14 protein-coding genes are annotated in these 18,130 nt (G+C 59.6%); 9 read left to right on the plus strand and 5 right to left on the minus strand.

The genetic code is table 11. From position 1 onward, the window contains the following. Positions 1-26: 26 nt before the first annotated feature. Genes WG78_RS07460 through WG78_RS07470 form a run of 3 tightly spaced genes read right to left on the minus strand, consistent with a single transcriptional unit; the run spans position 27 to position 3,556 of the window. Entirely contained in the window at positions 27-1,550 is a 1,524-nt protein-coding gene (locus WG78_RS07460) for an ATP-binding protein (protein ID WP_201782390.1), read from the minus strand. Next, a complete protein-coding gene (locus WG78_RS07465; protein WP_053937181.1) occupies positions 1,543-2,256 on the minus strand; it encodes a response regulator in 714 nt (237 codons plus the stop codon). The genes WG78_RS07460 and WG78_RS07465 overlap by 8 nt, the downstream gene beginning before the upstream one ends. Further along, on the minus strand, positions 2,231-3,556 hold the full coding sequence (locus tag WG78_RS07470; RefSeq protein WP_083458853.1) for an ABC transporter substrate-binding protein: 1,326 nt from the start codon (positions 3,554-3,556) through the stop codon (positions 2,231-2,233). Before WG78_RS07470 ends, WG78_RS07465 begins: the two co-directional genes overlap by 26 nt. Positions 3,557-4,018: 462 nt before the next feature. Here WG78_RS07470 and WG78_RS07475 point away from each other — a divergent pair, with 462 nt between their 5' ends. The 5 genes from WG78_RS07475 (at position 4,019) to WG78_RS07495 (ending at position 9,678) form a co-directional block, all read left to right on the plus strand. Next, on the plus strand, positions 4,019-5,272 hold the full coding sequence (locus WG78_RS07475) for an ABC transporter substrate-binding protein (RefSeq protein ID WP_053937182.1): 1,254 nt from the start codon (positions 4,019-4,021) through the stop codon (positions 5,270-5,272). A 284-nt stretch (positions 5,273-5,556) separates the two neighbouring features. After that, the gene (locus WG78_RS07480; RefSeq protein WP_053937183.1) at positions 5,557-6,471 is read left to right on the plus strand and encodes a carbohydrate ABC transporter permease; all 915 of its coding nucleotides are present in this window, start codon (positions 5,557-5,559) and stop codon (positions 6,469-6,471) included. A 10-nt stretch (positions 6,472-6,481) separates the two neighbouring features. Further along, positions 6,482-7,330: a carbohydrate ABC transporter permease gene (locus WG78_RS07485; RefSeq protein WP_053937184.1), complete on the plus strand. Its 849-nt coding sequence runs from the start codon at positions 6,482-6,484 to the stop codon at positions 7,328-7,330. Positions 7,331-7,388: 58 nt separating this feature from the next. Then, positions 7,389-8,519, plus strand: a complete 1,131-nt coding sequence (locus WG78_RS07490) for an ABC transporter ATP-binding protein (RefSeq protein WP_053937185.1) — start codon at positions 7,389-7,391, stop codon at positions 8,517-8,519. A gap of 178 nt (positions 8,520-8,697) precedes the next feature. Then, entirely contained in the window at positions 8,698-9,678 is a 981-nt protein-coding gene (locus WG78_RS07495; protein ID WP_053937186.1) for an aldo/keto reductase, read from the plus strand. Positions 9,679-10,398: 720 nt separating this feature from the next. Here the strand turns inward: WG78_RS07495 and WG78_RS07500 are convergent. Continuing rightward, positions 10,399-11,691 (minus strand): carbohydrate porin, encoded by a 1,293-nt coding sequence (locus WG78_RS07500; protein WP_053937187.1) that lies wholly within the window; start codon positions 11,689-11,691, stop codon positions 10,399-10,401. Between the two features lie 853 nt (positions 11,692-12,544). On the opposite strand from WG78_RS07500, the gene gmk reads away from it, so the two are divergent. The 4 genes from gmk (at position 12,545) to WG78_RS07520 (ending at position 16,984) form a co-directional block, all read left to right on the plus strand. After that, complete coding sequence (gene gmk, locus WG78_RS07505; RefSeq protein ID WP_053937188.1) at positions 12,545-13,159, plus strand: guanylate kinase; 615 nt, start codon at positions 12,545-12,547, stop codon at positions 13,157-13,159. An 84-nt stretch (positions 13,160-13,243) separates the two neighbouring features. Continuing rightward, entirely contained in the window at positions 13,244-13,450 is a 207-nt protein-coding gene (gene rpoZ / locus WG78_RS07510) for a DNA-directed RNA polymerase subunit omega (protein WP_053937189.1), read from the plus strand. Positions 13,451-13,514: 64 nt separating this feature from the next. Beyond that, on the plus strand, positions 13,515-15,725 hold the full coding sequence (locus WG78_RS07515) for a RelA/SpoT family protein (RefSeq protein WP_083458854.1): 2,211 nt from the start codon (positions 13,515-13,517) through the stop codon (positions 15,723-15,725). Positions 15,726-16,060: 335 nt separating this feature from the next. Further along, positions 16,061-16,984 (plus strand): DMT family transporter, encoded by a 924-nt coding sequence (locus WG78_RS07520; RefSeq protein WP_161805082.1) that lies wholly within the window; start codon positions 16,061-16,063, stop codon positions 16,982-16,984. 59 nt (positions 16,985-17,043) lie between these two features. Here the strand turns inward: WG78_RS07520 and WG78_RS07525 are convergent, their stop codons facing one another. Continuing rightward, positions 17,044-17,961, minus strand: coding sequence for a DUF2628 domain-containing protein (locus tag WG78_RS07525; protein WP_053937191.1), 918 nt, complete (start codon positions 17,959-17,961; stop codon positions 17,044-17,046). Positions 17,962-18,130 lie beyond the last annotated feature (169 nt).

The raw sequence follows: 18,130 nt of genomic DNA on the forward strand, positions 1-18,130 counted from the left end.
CTTTGCTGGGTGGGTCCAGACCCACCCTATGCCTCATCGATGGCTTCGCCGTGTTTGCCGATGGGCAGCAAGATCGTGGCGACCAGGCCGCCGGTGGCGTGGTTGGCCAGAAACAGCTCGCCGCCATGCGCGTGCACGATGCTGCGCGCGATGCCCAGCCCCAGCCCCATGCCTTGGGTATTAACGCTACGGCCATGCTCCAGCCGCACATACGGCTGGAACAGGCTCGGCAGCGCTTCTTCCGGCACGCCGGGGCCGTAATCGCGAATGGTCAGTTCAACCAGCGCATCGGTGCGCGTAATCAGCACCTCGGCGCGCTCGCCATAAAACAAGGCGTTATCCAGCAGATTGCCCACCGCGCGCTTGAGCGCCAGCGGCCGCGCTTGCACTGTCACCGGCCCCGCCGCAAACGCCACATCGCGCCCGGCCAGATGCGCGCCATCCACCAGCCGCTGGATCAGCTTGTCCAGCCGTACATGCACCGGGTTTTCATGAATATCGCTGTCTTTAACCGATTGCAGCGCGCCTTTGACCATCACATCCAGCTCGTCGAGGTCTTCGTGGAAATCCACCCGATCCTGCTCGTCATCCAGCATTTCGGCGCGCAGTTTCAGCCGCGTAATCGGCGTGCGCAAATCGTGCGAAATCGAAGTAAACAGCCGTTCGCGGTCTTCCAGATAACGCTGGATGCGCGCCTGCATGGCATTAAACGCGCGTGCTGTCTTGATAAATTCGCGGCTGCCCGATTCGGGCAAAGGGACGCCGGTGACGCCTTGGCCAAACGACTCCGCCGCCTCGGCCAGTTGCGCAAACGGCCGCGTCATCCAGCGCACCACCAGCAAACACAGCAGCAACACCACCGCCACCGTGGCCAGCAGCAATCCAAGGCGCTCCACCGGCAGCGGTTTATCGGCATCCAGAAAATACGGATCGGGCATCAGCGCGGCCAGATACACCCAGTTATCGGGCTCGATCTCGGCCTGGATCACCAGAATCGGCGCGGGCCGCGGCTTGACCACCAACGTGTTCTGCACCCAGCCATCGGGCAGCTCGTCCAGCGTTACGCCGTCGTCGCTAACCGGCAATTTATCGGGCCACGCCATGCTGACGCGGTAATCCAGCGCGCGTGGATATTCGTGCAGCAGCGTTTGCGCCACGCGATCACGCACGCGGTCGACCAACTCGTTGCCCATGATGGGATCGATGCTGACCGCGCTGCGATTTACGCTCACAAAAAAACGCGTGCCGCCCATTTCGCGCAACTGGTCGATCAGGATGGGGCGATACGGCGGTGGCAGGCTTTTAAAAAACCGCAGCGCACTGGCCGCGCTGCCGCCTACGTGCGTGGCGGCATCGATGGCTTCGGTCAGCGCTTTTTGCCGCACCTGATTGGCCCACACCAGATTGCCAATCACTTGGCTGATCAGCACGCCTGCCACCATCACCAGCGTTAGCCGCCCCAATAGCGAGGACGGCACCAGCCGGCGCCAGCCGCGTTGGCGCCGTACCAACAACGGTGGCGCGCTTGCGATCACTTCGGCTTCAGCCATGCGCCGTCGAGACCTCGGCCGAGAACACATAGCCCGCGCCGCGTACGGTTTTGATCAAGGCGGGCTGTTTGCCGTCATCCATCAAACGCTGGCGCAAGCGGCTGACTTGCACATCCAGCGAGCGGTCCAGCGGGCCCAGATCGCGGCCGCGCGTTTCCTCGGCCAGCACGCTGCGATCAAGAATTTCGCCCGGATGTTCCACCAGATATTTAAGCAACTGAAAATCCAGCCCGGTCAGTTTGACCACCTCGCCCGCCGGGTCGGTCAGCGTGCGCTCCACCGTATCCAGGCTAAAGCCGTTAAAGCGATAAAAGCGCGGAGGCGCGCCGCTTTCCACGCCCGCGCGCCGGTGCACCGCCTTGATGCGCGCCAGCAGTTCGCGCGGGTTGTACGGCTTGCCCAGATAGTCATCCGCGCCCAGTTCCAGGCCCACAATCTTGTCGGTGTCGTCGGCGCTGGCGGTCAGCATGATCACCGGAATGCTGCTGCGTTTGCGGATATGCGCGCACAGCACAAAGCCGTCGGTATCGGGCAGCATCACGTCCAGAATCACCAGCGACAGATCATCCTTGTAGCGCTCGAATTCGGTCATGAAGCTGGCGCCGTCGTGCGCCAGGCGCACCTCGTACTGGTTTTTTTCCAGATAGGCTTTTAACAGCGCGCGGGTTTTCTGGTCGTCATCAACGACCAGTATCTTGCGGTTCATCGCTTTTTCCTTCTTGCGACAAGGCACGCACCACGTTGGCCAGCCGGCGTTGCAGCTCGGTGGCGGGCATGTGCTCATCGATAAAATAACGTCGGATCAGGCTGACGATGGCGTCTTTCAGCGCTTCGTCAGTGGCCATGCGGTGCACCAGGCTGGGTGCCTGCACCGCGCCGCCGCGGGCAAACGTGGTCCACGACTGGCGCGCACAGCTATCCATGCTGGCGACATCGGCATCGCGCCGCACCGGCACCGAGCCCTTGATGCGGTTATAGCCGGCCTGCACCTGCGGCGAAGTCACCATCGCGGCCATGCGTTCTTGCGCGTACTGGTTGCTGTAGTCGCCGGTAAACATCACCAGCGTGTCGATACTATAGAGGTGCATATCGGCGGTGCCGGGCACGGGCGTACAGCCAAACTGCTCGCCCACGGTCAGGCCCATGGCTTGCAGCTCGCCTTTGGCCCAGTCACCCATCACCCACATCGCGGCGCGGCCTTGCGCCAGATCGCTGGCTTCGTCCTGCCACGGGCGTTCAGTCAGCTGCGACGGCATCCAGCGTTTAAGCTGGCGCAGATGTTCCAGCGCCACGCGCACGCGCGGATCAGCCCACGCATTGGCGTTACGCCGCACCAGCAAATCACGATAGAACGCGGGGCCGGTTTCGCTAAGTAGCAGCGTTTCGAACAGCGTGGTGATCTGCCAGGCTTCGGTACTTTGCGCCAGCGGCGTGTAACCGGCGCGCGAGATTTTGTCCGCCGCGCGCTCGAATTCGGCCCAGGTGCGCGGCGGTTGCAGATTGAGTTGATTAAAGATGCGCTGGTTGTACAGCAGCGTGTTGATGCGATGAATGCCCAGCGGCGCGGCCATCGAATGCCCCCGCAAGCGGATCAGGCCCCACACAGTGGGAAAGAACTTGTCGTTCCAGCCACTGCGGCGCGACACGTTGTCGAGCTCCAGCAGCAAGCCCATATCGCCCCATTCCGAAATGGCCGGGCCAATCAACTGCGCCACATCGGGCGGTTTGCCCGACAACACGCGGCTTTTAAGCACTTTCATCGCGCCGACACCCGCGCCGCCGGGGATAGCGGCGTCTTGCCACGCCAGATTTTCTTCCTGCATGCGCGCGGCCAGGTAATCGGCGGCATGGCGTTCGCTGGCGGATGTCCACCAGTGCAATACATTCAGCGTGTCGGGCGCGCTGGCGGGCATCGACGCCGCGCCCTGCGCCGCAGTACAGACGAACGCGGACAGCAGCAATGCGCAAACGGCGGCACCCGGCGTGCGACGGCGCAATGGCTTCATTCCGGCGGTTCTCCCTCTATAACGGCAATACCTGATCAGCGGATCGGGCGCGCTCTGCGGCGGCTGTAGACGCGACATCATAATTGTTTATTGATGCAGATAAAGCGCTAGCACGCGTTGCGTAACGTTGACCGCTGAATTGTAAAAAAACATTGCAATTGCTTGCGAAACGCGTTGCTCCCTACTGCCGCCGAAACACGCCCGGCATGGCGCATTTGCTGGCCCCAACGCGGTATCGGTCATCGTTCTGTAATGATGCGTAACACGCAGGTGCCGCACAGTGTTGTGTTTTTGCTTATTAATCATGACCTTGCGCATCGATGACACGTTTTTTACAACGCTTTTGTGTCACGTCAAGGCCGATGCTAATTTCTGGCCACCCCCCGACCAACAAACGGGGTTGAAGGGCGCCGCTGGCATCGGCCTGGCTGCCTGTTAAACCGGATCTGAGGAGATCGATCAATGCATAGCAAGAATATTCTGCGCAGTGCTGTAGTAGCAGCCCTGCTGGCAGCGGGCGCAGCGCAAGCCGGCACCCTGACCATTGAAAGCTGGCGTACCGATGACAAGGCACTGTGGGAAGAAGTGTTGATCCCGGCCTTCCAGAAAAAATATCCGGGCGTCACCGTCAAGTTTGCGCCGACCGCCCCCACCGAATACGACTCCAGCCTGAACGCACGTCTGGCGGGCGGTACCGCCGGTGACCTGATCACCTGCCGTCCGTTCGACAAGTCGCTGGATCTGTACAAGAAAGGCCAGCTGGAAAAACTGAACGGCAAGAAGGGTCTGGAAAACTTCCCGGCTTCGGCCAAAGTGGCTTGGGAAACCGATGATGGCAAAGACACCTTCTGCGAACCGATCGCCTCGGTCATCCACGGCTTTCTGTACAACAAAAAGATCTTTAAAGAACTGGGCCTGAACGAGCCGAAAACCACCGACGAATTCTTCAAGGTGATGGACAAGGTCAAGGCGTCGGGCAAATACACCCCGCTGGCGCTGGGCACCAATGACCAGTGGGAAGCCAGCCAGATCGTTTACACCAGCATCGGCGCGCCGTACTGGCACGGTGAAGAAGGCCGTAAAGCGTTGATCAATGGCAAGGCCAAGTTCACCGACGCCGGCTTTACCGAACCGTTTGAAGTGGAAGCCAAATACGGCCCGTATCTGGCCAAGGGCTACAGCGCGCAAACCTACGCCGATACGCAAAACCTGTTTGCATCGGGCAAGGCCGCCATCGTTGCCGCCGGTTCGTGGGATATCGGTTACTACAACCAGAACGCGCAAGGCTTCGAGCTGGGCGCCTTCCCGCCGCCGGTGCCCAAGGCTGGCGACAAGTGCTACATCTCGGATCACACCGATCTGGGTATGGGCGTGAACACCAAGTCGAAGAACAAGGAAGACGCGTACAAGTTTGTTGAATGGCTGGGTTCGCAAGAGTTTGCGGATCTGTACACCAACAAGGTGACGGGTTTCTTCTCGCTGTCCAGCCACACCATCGCCGTTAAAGACCCGGTGGCCAAGGAATTCCTCGACTGGCGCAAGAGCTGCGCGTCCACCATCCGTGTGAACGCCCAGATTCTGAACCGCGGCACGCCGAACATGGAAAACGAGCTGTGGAACATCAACTCGCAAGTCATCAACGGCAAGATGTCGCCGAAAGATGCCGCTGCGCGTCTGCAGTCTGGTCTGGCCAAGTGGTACAAGCCGGCGCAGTAATGCTTTAAACCTGTAAGGCACCGGGTGGCGCACCCCATTGCGCCACCCACCTGCATCGGGGGAGAACGATGCCGGCGGTGTGTTGCGGGGGCTTCATCCTGAACGCTCCATTCAATGTTTTACCCTCGACTGTGAGTTGGGCCGGCGGCCAACGCTGCCGGCCACTTTTTTGTCTGGCGAGGTGGTTTTTGCCTGACCTGTGCACCACCCCACGTAACACGCTCAATACCGAATTCAATACGACCCACGCCGCGCGCGTGGTGTCCGCAAGGGAGTAATCAGCCATGAAACGCACGTTTCCCTGGCATATCGCGGTGTTTCTCGCGCCGGCATTCGTTATCTACGCGGTCTTCAGTGCGTTTCCGCTGATCGACACATTGCGCCTCAGCTTCTTCACCACTAGCGACAGCGGCGCGCAATCGTGGGCCGGGCTGCTCAACTACCATACCTTGCTGGGCGACCCTAACTGGTCAGAAGGGTTCTGGAATGCGATGCGCAACAACGTCAAATTCTTTCTGATCCATATGTGTATCCAGAACCCGCTGGGGCTGTTGCTGGCGGCGCTGATGAGCACCAAGGGCGTGAAGTTTGCCAAGGCCTACCAGACCGCGATTTTTCTGCCGACGCTGCTGTCGGTGGTGATCATCGGCTTTATCTGGCAGCTGATTTTGTCGCCGCTGTGGGGCGTGTCCGAGAAAATGCTGGGCTGGGTGCATCTGCAAGACTTTTTTGCGCCGTGGCTGGGCCAGGAAGAAACCGCGCTGTACACGCTAAGCCTGATGTCGGTGTGGCAGTTTGTGGGTATCCCGATGATGCTGATCTACGCCGCGCTGATTGCCATTCCCGATGAAATCATCGAAGCCGCGTATGTGGAAGGCGCCTCGGCCTGGCGCATTTTCTGGACCATCCGCGTGCCGCTGATCCTGCCCACGCTGGGCCTGACCACCATCCTGACCTTTGTCGGTAACTTCAACGCGTTTGATCTGATCTATTCGGTCAAAGGCGCGCTGGCCGGGCCTAACTTCTCTACCGATATTCTGGGCACGTATTTCTATCGCGCGTTTTTTGGTTACCAGTCGCAGATTGGCAGCCCGACCATGGGCGCGGCCGTGGCCACCATGATGTTCCTGGTCATCCTGGGCGGCGTGGCGGTGTACTTCTACTTTATCCAGCGCAAGCTGCAACGCTTCAGCTTCTAAGGAGCCCATCATGCAAGCAAAACACAATGGGGCTACCCGCTTTGCCACCGCCGGCCTGACGCAGATTGTGCTGGCGGGCTATACGCTGCTGGCGCTGTTTCCGATTGCGCTGATCATCATCAACTCGCTAAAAAGCCGCGCCGGCATCTTTGATGATCCCTTGGCGCTGCCCAATAGCGAAACCTTCAGCCTGATCGGCTTTGAAAAGGTGCTGCATTCGTCGCACTTTACGCTGTACTTCGGCAACAGCCTGATCGTGACGATTACTTCGCTGGTGCTGATTCTGCTGTTTGGCGCGATGGCCGCCTGGGCCCTGGCTGAATATCGTTTTAAAGGCAGCCGCATCCTGGCCCTGTTTTTTGCCTTCGGCATCATGGTGCCGATCCGGCTGGGTACGGTGTCCATCCTCAAGCTGATGGTCAGCCTGCAACTGGTGAATACGCTGACCGCGCTGGTGCTGGTGTATGTGGCGCAAGGCTTGCCGCTGGCGATCATGATCCTGAGCGAATTCATGCAGCAGATTCCCAAAGAGCTGAAAGAGGCCGCGCGCTGTGATGGCGTCGGCGAATTCAAGATCTTTTTCCAGGTGGTGCTGCCGCTGATCCGCCCCGCCGTGGCCACCGTGGCCGTGTTCACCATGGTGCCGATCTGGAACGACTTGTGGTTTCCGCTGATTCTGGCGCCGGGTGACGACACCAAAACCGTCACGCTGGGCGTGCAGCAGTTTATTGGCCAGTACGTGACCAACTGGAACGCCGTGTTGGCCTCGCTGACGCTGGCCGTGCTGCCGGTGCTGATCATGTACGTGTTCTTCAGCCGACAACTGATCCGCGGCATTACCGCTGGCGCAGTCAAATAAATCGCACCCGACAAGAATACCGGCGCGCTCAAGGCCGCCCGCTTTTGGAGTTACACCGATGTCTCATGTTTCGCTGAAAAACCTGACCAAATCGTACGACGGCAAAACCAACGTGCTGTCGGGCATCAATCTGGAAATCAATGACGGCGAATTCGTCGTGCTGGTGGGCCCGTCGGGCTGCGGCAAATCGACGCTGCTGCGCATGGTGTGTGGCCTGGAAGAAATTACCGCGGGCGATCTGGAAATCGATCGCGCCCGGGTTAATGATCTGCCGCCCGCTTTGCGCGGTATTGCCATGGTGTTCCAGAGCTACGCGCTGTACCCGCATATGAGCGTGTACAAGAACATGGCGTTTGGCCTGAAGGTGGCGGGCAAAGACAAGGCCGAAGCCGATGTCCGCATCCGCAACGCCGCCCGCATTCTCAAGATTGACCACCTGCTGGAGCGCTTGCCGCGTGAACTGTCGGGCGGGCAACGCCAGCGCGTGGCCATCGGTCGCGCCATCGTGCGTGAGCCCAAGCTGTTTTTGTTTGACGAGCCGCTGTCCAACCTCGACGCCGCGCTGCGCGTCCAGACGCGTCTGGAAATCGCCAAACTGCATCGCGAACTGCAAGCCACCATCGTGTATGTGACGCACGATCAGGTGGAAGCCATGACGCTGGGCGACAAGATTGTGGTGATGCACGACGGGCTGATCCAGCAAGCCGGGTCGCCGCTGGAGCTGTACCAGCAACCGGCCAATCTGTTTGTGGCCACGTTTATTGGCTCGCCCAAGATGAACTTGCTGGAAGGCGTGGTCGAAGTGGCCGAGGCCGATCATCTGATCGTCAATCTGGCTGGCGGCCAACGCGTGCGCGCAGATGTGTATGGCGGCAATACCGCGGTGGGTGATCGCGTCAACGTCGGCATCCGCGCCGAGCATTTGTGGGAAGACGACAACGGCAGCGAACGCTTTAGCGGCGTAGTCGATCTGGTGGAACATCTGGGCGAATCCAACTTCCTGTATCTAACGCTGAGTACCGGCCAGGCGATGGTGGTGCGCGGTCATGGTGATCGTGAAGTGAAGATTGGCGATGCAATCAATATCAGCGCGCCTTCCGCAGCGTTCCATGTGTTTGATCGCGATGGCAATGCCTGCAAGCGCCTGAAGCCAGGCAATATGATCGCGGCCAAGCGCGTGCACGCCTGACAGGCCGGATTGTCGGCAAAAAAACCGGTGCCTCGCCGTATGCGACGCGCCGGTTTTTTGTTGCCCTTGCGCAGCCGTTTTGTACATCCCGCAGCCGCCCGCTGCATGTGCAAGCGCGCCCTGCCCGCCTACACTGAAGCCCATCGCGCGGCGTCGCCGCTCTCTTTGGGAATACAGCATGCAACAACGTCAATTTGGTAAAACCGGTTGGTCTGTCAGTGAGATTGGTTTTGGCGCATGGGCCATCGGCGGCAGTTGGGGCGATGTGTCGGACCGTGATGCCGAGGCCGCGCTTAACGCCGCGCTGGATGCGGGCGTGACGTTTCTGGATACCGCCGATGTGTATGGCGATGGCCGCTCGGAACGACTGATTGCGCGCGTGCTGAAAAGCCGTGGCCGTGATGGCGTGGTGGTGGCCACCAAAGCCGGGCGCAAGATCAATCCGCATGTGTCGGCGGGTTATACCCCTGCCGCGCTCGAAGGCTATATCGATGCCTCGCTGCGCAATCTGGAAGTGGATGCGCTTGATCTGCTGCAACTGCACTGCCCGCCCACCGACGTGTTCTATCGGCCCGAGATTTTTGCCGCGCTGGACCAGTTGGTAAGCAAAGGCAAACTGAAGGCCTATGGCGTCTCGGTCGAGAAAGTGGAAGAAGCGCTCAAGGCGCTGGAATACCCGATCAGCAGCGTGCAGATCATCTTTAACATGTTCCGCCAACGCCCGACCGAGCACTTTTTTGAACGCGCCCAAGCGCAACAAGTGGCCATCATCGCGCGCGTGCCGCTGGCCAGTGGGCTGCTGACCGGCAAGTTGACCGCACAGAGCAGCTTTGCCCGCGAAGACCATCGCAACTTCAACCGCCATGGTGAAGCGTTTGATGTGGGCGAAACCTTCAGCGGCGTGCCGTACGACGTCGGCCTGCAAGCCGTAGAAGAACTGCGCGCCATCACCGGCAACATCCCGCTGGCGCAACTGGCGCTGCGCTGGATACTGATGTTCGACGCCATCACCGTCGCCATACCCGGCGCGAAGAACCCCAGCCAGGCCCAGAGCAACGCCGCCGCAGCAGCATTGCCCCCGCTTTCCGCAGAACAAATGGCCGCCGTCAAACAGGTTTACGACACGCATATCAAGCCGCATGTGCATCAGCGGTGGTGAGGGTGGCGGGACGGAGGCGCTACGCGTGCAGATGGCGATGGCGTTTTTCTTGATGGCATTGAGTGGTGGGTCTTGACCCACCCTATGAAACAACAGCTTTTGACCTGGCCCCGGCAACAGCGAAGCACATTGCCCCGAATCAAGGTACTTTTTGATGGCTCTGAGTGGTGGGTCTTGACCCACCCTATGAGACAACAGCTTTTGACCTGGCCTCGGCAACAGCGCAGCGCATTGCCCCGAATCAACAAAGCCGTGTCGGGGGCGTTGAAGTGGGGTCAGTTTGCGTACCGCCGGAGCGGAGGGGCCGGAGCGTACATAAGTACGTGAGGACCCCGAGCACCGCCGGGACGCAAAATGGCCCCGCTACAACGCCCCCCTCACAAAAAAAAGATGGGGGGCCAGGAGTCCCCCCACCAATGTGCTTTTATGCTTTTGCTGCATTACCAACCCGGTAACCCGCCAACGACGCGCTTGCTGGCGCGCCGGCAAAATGGGCGGAGAGTCATACACTTCACTTCGATACATCCTTACCGCGCCCGGCTTTCTGTTTAACCTGGCGCTTCTACGCCCACACCAACCCCACCTGGAACAACAGCCGGATGGCCCAGGGCCACGCGGCTGTTGTTTTTGATGCAGTGGTCTGGTCCCGTAGACGGGAACCCGCGAGATGAACGCCTTGCGTTGCCGCCTGGCGCTCACACGCAGATCAGGCCCTGCGACTTACCACCATGCTTCTGCTTGAACGCCGATCGAGCTGCCCGAAGTCGCGCCGTTGTAAACGCTAGCGGTGCCGTCGGAATTGAAGCTGTTCATTGCGCCGTTCTTGGCCGCATCGTTCCACTTGGCGTAGGTGTAGAACAGACGCAGTTCCGGACGGGCATAAGCGCCACGGCCAGCTGCTGCGGTCAGTGCAAACGTCACCTTGCCCAGAGTCTGGGTCGAACCTTGGTCCGGCTTGAACGACTCGTAGCCCACTTCAGTTGCGAAACCGAAGATGTCAGTGAAGTGATACTGCGGACGCGCGCCGATGGCCCACCAGGTGTCATCGCCAGCGGTTTCATACTTGTCTTTGCGATAAACAGCGTGGGCCATCAGGGTCCAGTTGCTGTTCTTCGGCTCAAGCGTGATGTTGTCGAAGATCTGGGTGGTGCTGTCGTCGGTGGTGGCCGACTGGTTCACTTGCGAGAAGTTACCCGTTGCGTTGGCGCCACGGCCGTATTGCAGACCCACGCGGTTGGAGCCGAGGTCGGCAACCGGGTGATCGAATGCAGCGGACAGGTACCAGCCGTTCTTGGCGGCAGCAGTCGGGGTGATCACGCCGTTGGCGTTGGCGGTGTCATCCGCCTTGTCGCCGAAAGTTGCGCCAGCGTTGAAGGTGAACGCGCCCGGGCCAGCCACCACGTTGGAAACCTTGAACAGGTTTTCCAGCCAGGTACGGTTGGTGTGAGCGGTGTCGATCGGGCGCATCAACGCGTAGCTGAACAGCGCGCCGCTGTTGCCCAGAGCGATGTTTTCGATACCAGCGCCATCGCCGTCACCGACCAGGTACTTGTAATCGAGCATGTGCAGGTCAGGACGATCGTAGTAACGACGGCCGGCCCACAGCACTGCGTCTTTCAGCGCGCCGTCACCGAAGTGCGAAACGCTGATGTAGTTTTGTGCGAAGTTGGTCTTGTTGCTGCCCCAATCCGAGTACGGTGCATCCGCCTGGATCATGGTGTGGGCAACCCACTGCGCGCCGTTGGACTGGTTGAATACCGGGATGTCCAGGCCGATTTCGGCGTAGGCATCACATTCGTTACCAAGACGGAATTTAGCGTAGCCCACGCCAAAACATTCAGCGGTGCCGCCCTTGCCAGCGACGCCCCAGCCTGCACGGAAGTAACCCGTGGAGGTAACGCTACCAATGACAGATTGAACGGCGGTAGGAACCACGTCGTCCGCGAAGGACATTGCGCCGGCTACCAGCATCGCTGCAGCGGCGATCTGAGTAATGCGGAACTTGTATGCCATTTTGTAACTCTCTCTTTTCTCGAGTGGAAAACCCGTCTATGCGGGGGCTTCAAATAGCTCGCTTCGCTGCCACGACGCTTGCTAATCGGGTACTTCGGGCTGGCGAAATTACAAAATAAGCCAGCTGTCAGTTCAATCCCGGCGTTGCCATTTGCCTGATTGAGGGGTGCTCGGCAACGACAGGATTCTGTTACTGGCCTCACGGCACAGCCGTGGGGCCTTTATTTTGGGTAAAACCTGAGCGGTCAGTAGCGGGGCGGGCTGTAAGCCATGGCTGCCGGGCGGTGAGGACCTTGCCGTGGTCAAAAACTTTTATCGGCCTGGTCGCTCGGGATTCGTGCACCGCTGGCGTTTCTTTCCCCGAAACTGTGCGTTGAACGATAAGCAGCGGGGGAAGGGGTCGAAATCAGTAGAACACCTGTCGGGGTTTTTGCGTACGGTGTTTGCTGTATGCGATTTAGCGTGGTTTAGGGCCGATTGCACAACAGTTGTGCAAAAAAGGGCTAAAAAGCGGGTGTTTTGCGTAGTTTGTTGCACTGCACTACGAAAAAACGATGTTTGTATCCGCGTTTTATTTATGTTGCATAAATCAAACACTCATCCCCTGAAATCGTCCGTTGGTACTCACGGCCCCGTCAGCGCATGCCGACAATCACCGTCGCGCAACAAATATTGTCCGGGACAATCAGCACGCTTAAGACGGAAACCTGCCGGGTTTTCGCCTATATGACATATATATAAGCAGCCAACCGGATACCGAGACGTTGTCGCCCGATGCGCGCCGTTAGCCGCATCTGAACGTCAGTTCGTTTTGTGCTACCCTGCTACCCAGTTTTCAGACGGATGTTTTTCCATGGCAAAAGGCACCATTTATGTCGTGACCGCCCCTTCGGGCGCGGGCAAGACCACGCTGGTCGCGGCGCTGCTTGCTGCAGACCAGCAGATTCAGCTGTCGATTTCGTACACCTCGCGCCCGGCGCGTTCGGGCGAAGTCGAAGGCAAAGACTATTACTTTGTAGATCGCGCAAAGTTCGAAAGCATGATCGCGTCGGGTGATTTCCTTGAGTGGGCCGAAGTGTATGGCAACTACTACGGCACTTCGCGCGCATGGATCGAATCGGTGATCGAAAACGGCCGCGACATCCTGCTGGAAATCGACTGGCAAGGCGCACAGCAAGTCACCAAGCTGTTCCCCGAATCGGTGGGCATCTTTGTATTGCCGCCGTCGATTGCCACGCTGGAACAACGTCTGCGCGCCCGCGGCAAAGACACTGAAGAAGTAATCCAGCAGCGCATGTCCAAGGCCCGTGAAGAAATGGGTCACGTTAGCGAAGCGCAATACGTGATCATCAATGAGCACATTGATGACGCCGTGCGCGACATCATCAGCGTGGTGCGCGCCGAGCGACTGCGTGGCGAACGCCAGGCCATTCGGCATGCCGCACTGGTCGAGGCGCTCAAAGCCTGACCCCTTCTGCTACAATGCTGACCTCAACGGCCATCACGGATTCGTGCTGGCCGTTTCAGTTTTTCTGGAATCTGGAGATACCCAATGGCTCGCATTACCGTCGATGATTGCCTGCACCGCATCGAAAACCGCTTTGATCTGACGCTGGTGGCCGCTTATCGCGCTCGCCAGATTGCCAATGGCTCCACCCCGCAAGTGGACGCCCCGGGCCGTGACAAACCCACCGTTCTGGCGCTGCGCGAAGTAGCCGCCGGCATCGTGGGCCGCGAAGTCCTGAACCGTCGTACCTGATCTGACAACATAGCTGGGGCGCGCGGGTCTGTTAATCGGGCCCCAGCGCCCCAAACTGTCTGCTATGGAAACGATGCTCGCCGCCGCCGATGTACCCGACCTGGCCATGAAAGCGCCAGCGGTGATTACGGCTGCCAATCACTTTCTGAGTGAGGACACGGCGTACCTGAAGGCGGAGGACCGGATGTTTCTGGCCGCCGCCTTCAAGTTTTCCGAGGCCGCCCACCGCGGCCAGAGCCGCCAGAGCGGCGAGCCGTACATCTCGCATCCGCTGGCGGTAGCCACCATCCTGACCTCGTGGCACCTTGATGCGCAGGCGCTGGCCGCCGCGCTGCTGCACGATGTGATGGAAGACAGCGGCATCACCAAGCTTGAGCTGACCGAAAAGTTTGGCAAGCACGTCGCCGAACTGGTCGACGGCATGAGCAAGATCGACAAGCTTGAATTCCAGAGCAAAGAAGTCGCGCAAGCCGAAAACTTCCGCAAGATGCTGCTGGCGATGGCGCGCGACTTACGCGTCATCCTGATCAAGCTGGCCGACCGGCTGCACAATATGCGCACCATGGACGCAATGCGCGCGGACAAGCAAAAACGCATTGCCCGCGAAACCATGGAAATCTATGCCCCGATCGCCAACCGCATCGGGCTGAATGCCGTGTACCTGGAACTGGACGATCTGTCGTTCAAGTATCTGTACCCGCATCGCTACGACGTGCTGTCCAAAGCGCTGAAAGCCGCCCGTGGCAACCGCCGCGAAGTGGTCACCAAAATCCTTGAAGGCCTGCGCACCAAGCTGGCCGATTCCGGCCTTGAAGCCAGCGTGTCGGGCCGCGAAAAAAACCTGTACAGCATCTATCGCAAAATGCAGGAAAAGCACCTGAGCTTTTCTGAAGTGCTGGATATTTACGGCTTTCGCGTCATCGTCAAAGACGTGTCGTCGTGCTATCTGGCCATCGGCGCGCTGCATGCGCTGTACAAGCCGATTCCGGGCAAGTTTAAAGATTACATCGCCATCCCCAAGGCCAACGGCTATCAAAGCCTGCACACCACGCTGTTTGGCCCGTACGGTATCCCGATTGAAATCCAGATTCGCACGCAAGACATGCATCGCATTGCCGATGCCGGTGTCGCGTCGCACTGGATGTACAAAAGCGGCGATGATGGCTTCTCTGAAGTGCAGCAAAAGACGCACCAATGGTTGCAGTCGCTGCTAGAACTGCAGAGCGAATCGGGCGATGCGGTCGAATTTCTGGAACACATCAAGGTCGATCTGTTCCCCGACCAGGTGTATGTGTTTACGCCCAAGGGCAAGATTCTGAGCATGCCGGCGGGCGCCACCTGCGTCGATTTTGCCTATGCCGTGCACACCGACATCGGCAATCGCTGCATTGCCGCCAAGATCAATCACGAGCTGGTGCCGCTGCGCAGCCGGCTGAAAAGCGGCGACCAGGTCGAGATTGTTACCGCCGCGCACGCCAAGCCCAATCCGTCGTGGCTGACATTTGTGACGACCGGCAAGGCGCGTTCGCATATTCGCCATTTCCTCAAGACCATGCGTTTTGAAGAATCGGTGCATCTGGGCGAGCGCTTGCTGGCGCAGGCGTTTGCCACGCTGCATACGCAATTCAAGCCGCTGGGCGAAGAGGTGTGGGACCGCTATCTGAAAGAAAGCAGCGCCCGTACCCGCGAAGAAGTCCTGGCGGATATCGGCCTGGGCCAGCGGCTGGCCGTGGTGGTGGCCAAGCGCTTGTTGCAGTTGTCGGGCCAGTGGCAGGACGAGGTGCCAGGTTCGGGCGGGCGCAAGATGACGTCGGTGACCATCCGTGGCACCGAAGGTATGGCCATCCAGTTTGCCCGTTGCTGTGCGCCGATCCCGGGCGACCCCATCATCGGGCTGGTCAAAAAAGACCAGGGTCTGGTGATCCACACGCACGACTGCCCGCAGATTTCCGGCCGTGGCCGCATCGATGCCGACAAGTTTATCGACGTGGAATGGGACCCGGAATCCAACCGCCTGTTCGACGTGCCGGTGCGCGTGCTGACCGAGAACGCCCGCGGTGCGCTGGCGCAAATCACGTCGGCCATTGCCGAAGCCGAAGCCAATATCGTCTCGGTGGTCACGCAGCACGCCGAAAGCGAAGGCGACCGCTTTATGCACATCCAGTTTGTGCTGCAAGTGGCCAACCGCGCGCATCTGGCGCGGGTGATGCGCAGCTTGCGCCAGTTGCCCGTGGTGTTCCGCATTCAGCGCATGCGCGGTAACGAGAAAGTCTGATCTTGTGCCGCGCCGGGCCAGGTAGATGGCCTGGCTCACTGCCCTTCCATCGCGATCCGTCGATTTCTGCGCTGGCCACTTTGAGTGGTGGGGCTTGCCCCACCCTATGCCGCCGCTGCATCTGGCCCGCGGCGTTTTTGCGCTCGCGGCTACAGCGCCGCTGTGGGGCTGCGCCACGCCATTCGTCACCATTTAGGACAATGGCATTGACCTAATCGATCGTCATTTCTACACTCCGGGCATGTCGTTTGCTTTATGGCATGCGGGTAACTCCGCTCACGCCTCATGGCCACAAGCCGCCGAGGACTATCGCCAATTTCCTACCGGAAATGATCATGACTTTCAAACTTGCTACACGGCCCGTGCCGCTCGCTACGGCCGCCGCGTTGTTCTGGGCGGGTAACTTTGTTGCCGGCCGCGCCATTAACGGCGAACTCTCTCCCCTCTCCCTGTCTTTTGGTCGCTGGATCCTCGCCTTGCTGTGCCTGGCACCATTGGCTTTGCCGCGTCTGCGTGGGGCATGGCCGCAATTAAAGCAGCATTGGCGCACTGTGCTGGTGCTGGGGTTATTGGGCGTGACCTTGTGCAATACGCTGATTTACCGCGGCGTGGCGCACACCACCGCAGTCAATGCGGTGATGCTGAATGCGTTTGTGCCGATCATGGTGTTGCTGGCTGGCCGCATGTTTCTGGGCCAGAGCATGAGCTGGATGCAATGCATCGGCAGCGCGCTGTCGTTCTGTGGCGTGGCCGTCATCCTCACCCATGGCGCGCCGTCGCAATTGCTTAGCCTTAACCTCAATCCGGGCGATCTGTGGGTGTTTGCTGCGGTCGCGTGCTGGGCGCTGTACACGCTCACCTTGCGCAAAGTCCCCACCGGTATCGACAAGATCGCCATGCTGTTTGCCACCATCCTGGTCGGCACGCTGATGCTGGCGCCAGCCGTGATCTGGGAATGGGCGCATCAAGGTGTGCCGACGCTCAGCGTGCATAGCGCCAGCATTGTGCTGTTCCTCGGCATCTTTCCGTCGGTACTGGCTTATCTGTTCTACAACATTGCCGTGGCGCAACTGGGTGCCGCGCGCGCCAGCAGCTTTATGCATCTGATTCCGGCTTTCGGCGCCATGCTGGCCATGTTGCTGTTGGGCGAGCATGTGCAATGGTGGCATCTGGCGGGACTGGCGAATGTGCTGGCGGGCGTGGCGCTGAGCAACGGCATGTTGCCGCGGCTGAACATGCCGCGCACTGCCCTGCGCTAAACGACCAAGGCGTCCGGACTACCGGACGCCTTTTTTGTTACCGCAGCGTGGATCCCTATTTACCGGCATTCCGGCGGCAGCATCTTGCGCGGAATATCCGGGCTCAGGCAGCGCCAGCTCACCTCGTATTTGGCGTTGGCAGTCGGGCTGAGCAGCAAGCGCGTACCGGTCAGGCGCCCCCCGATGCCAAAGCGCAATTCCAGCTGTCCATTGGCCGTATCCAGATGCAGGTCGGAAACGTCTTCGGGCGGTTGCGCATCAAACCCCGCCGCAGCCAGCGACGGCGGCACCTCGTGATGCTGGCGATAATATTTGCCGATGGCGCTAGCGGCTTCTTGCTCGTACTCCAGCGCGATATCGACGCTGGCGCGGCCATTGATGTTGTCATAGGCGGGCGTCACCACCGCCTGCACCAGGCGCGGCACGATCACCGCCACCAGAATGCCCAGCGCCAGGATGCCCTTGCTGGCGACGCCGCCACGTTGTTCCAGTTCTTCCAGTTGCAGCAGATAGTCAGGCTGGCGCGCCTGCACCGCCGCGATGGTGTTGCGGCAATGGCGGTAATACAGCGCGTTGGCAATTAGCGGCGGCACAAAGCCCAGCGCCAGCACCACCGCCACCATCACGGCAATGCCTGCGGTCTGGTTCAGCATGACCAGAATCAGCAAACCCAGCGTCACCAGCAAGGTCGGCACGATCATGGCGATGCCCGCCCACAGCCACATTTTGCGATACAGCAACCAGTACATCGAAACCAGAAATGCCGCCCAGTTCCAGCTGATGCCAGCCCGACCCTGCTCATCAAAGTTGATGAATTCGGCCACGTAATAGTCTTCGTTTTTCGGCCCGACAAACGCCTTGTACAAGGCTTGCTGCGCTTCGTGGCCGGTTAAAGGCCGCAGAACCGCGCCGCAGCTATAACAGCGATCCGCGGTCGTGTCGTTGACCGTGTCGCATTGCGGGCATTCGATATTCACTTGCAGTTTTCCCTTGGGCTCGCGGCGTCTGGCGCACCGGAGCGATCATGATTTTGGGCAAACATTATGTCCGACCGCATTCCTCTGTATCAAATACGTAAGCTTTTGTAATGCAAAATATACAACACGTTGATCGGCGATAAACGCGGCAGCACGCGGCGGCAGGCAA

The sequence above is a fragment of the Amantichitinum ursilacus genome (assembly GCF_001294205.1).
GTDB classification, from domain to species: domain Bacteria; phylum Pseudomonadota; class Gammaproteobacteria; order Burkholderiales; family Chitinibacteraceae; genus Amantichitinum; species Amantichitinum ursilacus.